This window comes from Halorubrum tibetense (assembly GCF_042661865.1).
Taxonomy (GTDB): domain Archaea; phylum Halobacteriota; class Halobacteria; order Halobacteriales; family Haloferacaceae; genus Halorubrum; species Halorubrum tibetense.
Genome location: NZ_JBHSWW010000391.1, coordinates 1 through 1764 on the forward strand (window position 1 = coordinate 1; position 1764 = coordinate 1764).

At 69.7% G+C, this 1764-nt stretch carries 2 protein-coding genes and 1 pseudogene; 2 read left to right on the forward strand and 1 reads right to left on the reverse strand.

Features of this window, described 5'->3' with window-relative positions; translation table 11 throughout:
- Window positions 1-850, forward strand: a pseudogene (locus ACFQEU_RS15425) (DNA primase); the annotation flags it as partial.
- A 79-nt stretch (window positions 851-929) separates the two neighbouring features.
- Here the strand turns inward: ACFQEU_RS15425 and ACFQEU_RS15430 are convergent.
- Complete coding sequence (locus tag ACFQEU_RS15430; RefSeq protein ID WP_379783597.1) at window positions 930-1145, reverse strand: DUF7472 family protein; 216 nt, start codon at window positions 1143-1145, stop codon at window positions 930-932.
- A gap of 180 nt (window positions 1146-1325) precedes the next feature.
- Here ACFQEU_RS15430 and ACFQEU_RS15435 point away from each other — a divergent pair.
- Window positions 1326-1764, forward strand: a 439-nt coding sequence (locus tag ACFQEU_RS15435) for an SWIM zinc finger family protein (protein WP_379783599.1), incomplete at its 3' end; no start/stop codon positions are given.

Here is a 1764-nt window from a genome sequence, read left to right on the forward strand (position 1 = left end):
ATCTGGCCTCGACGACGCACTCGACGAGTTCGGCCTCGGGGACGACGTGCGCGCCGAGCCCGCCCGCGGCAGTCGGGATCCGAGCCACTACTGGGTCGCCGTCGGGCCGTACCTCCGGTTCACGTCCCCGTCGTGGGGAGCGTCGTGGCGGCTCGTCAACCGTGCGCTCGCCGACGGCGCGGTTCGCGTCTCCCGGGAGGAGCTGTTGGAGGTACTCGGGACGGCCATCGAGGCCCGCGTCCGCGAGGGGCTCCCGTTCGAGCTGGACGCCGACGAGGGGATCGCCGCCGACTTAGAGTCGCGTGTGGCCGAGCTCAAACGGCTGCTCTCGGAGCGGACGTACACGGGCCCGATCGACGTCGTCGCACCGGCGCTGTTCCCGCCGTGTATGACGAACCTGATCGAGAAAGCGGAGCGCGACGTGACGCTCACCGCCCCGGAGTCGTTCGCCCTGATGGCGTTTCTCGTCGGGATCGGGATGACGCCGGACGAGGTGGTCGCGTTCTGTGCGGACACCAGCCTGGACGCGGAGGGGATCCGGTACCAGACGGAGTACCTGCGGGACGACCGCGGCACGCAGTACCCCCCGCCGACGTGCGAGACGCTCGCGAACTACGGGATCTGTCACAACGAGGACGACCACATGCGCGTCGCCCCCGACCCGCTGTCGTACTACGAGACCCGGGTCGAGGAGGCCGACGAGGTGGTCGACTGGCGGGACGAACACGGGATCGGGGACGGCGACGGTGACGACACCGATGAAGACGAACCGAGCGGCGGGGAGTCACGCAGCGAGCGGGTGAGCGGCGAGCGAGCGAGCGGCGAGGAACCGGATCCGACCGCGAACTGACGGCCGCGGACCGGCCGGTGGCGAACCGGCCGGGAGGAGCGAAAACAGCTAACCGGCGGAACAGTCGAGATTCGACGGGCTACGCCTCGGCGTCCTCGTTGCGCATGAGATAGAGGCCGACGAGTGCCATCAACAACACGAACCCGGTGAGGAGCCCGACCAGCGCGACCGCGCCGTCCTCCGGCAGCGTGGAGCCGTCGAAGGTGACGCCGATGGCGACCAGCCCGGCGAGGAAGACCGCCGCCGCGAGAAGGGAGACGACGATCTGTCGACGGAGCTCCGCATCGATTTCCATACACGCGGCTACCCGGCGGCACTAAAAAAGGACTTCGATGGCACGCGCTTCGACCGGCAAGGACGCCATCGGCACGGGGTTCGGCGTCGGGAGTCCGGATCGGCAGGTACGTCGATCACGCCCGAGAGTTTAAGCGGTTGACGTGTCTGCCCGCGAGTGACGCGTGATCCACGCGAGTGTATGACACGAACGGACGCACACCCCCCGGCCGAACGAGGTCGGGTCCGGACGGACGGGTCGGGAGGGAACGCCACGGGCGGCGACAGCGGCGCCACCGACGACGTCTGGACGGGTGGTAACCGGGAGGACCGGTCCGCGAGGGCACGACGCGAGCCGATGACCGTGTATCCGCTTCGGGACCGGCGCTACCTCGTGGATACGGCCGGTGGGACGTACGTCGTCGGGCTCGACACCGGGACGTGTTCGTGTCCGGACCACGAGATCCGCGGGTCGCGGTGTAAACACCTCCGACGGGTCGCGATGGGCGTGACCGAAGGGGAGCTCCCCGCGCCCGACGAGCGAGTCGGCGTCTGTGCGGTGTGTGGCGTCGAGACGTTCGTCCCGCTCACCGCCGCCGGGCCACAGCTGTGTGGGCGACACGGGTTCGCGCGCGGCGACG

Coding starts and splice junctions, on each gene's coding strand:
- ACFQEU_RS15430 (WP_379783597.1), bottom strand. CDS start 1,145: ATGGAAATCGATGCGGAGCTCCGTCGACAGATCGTCGTCTCCCTTCTC.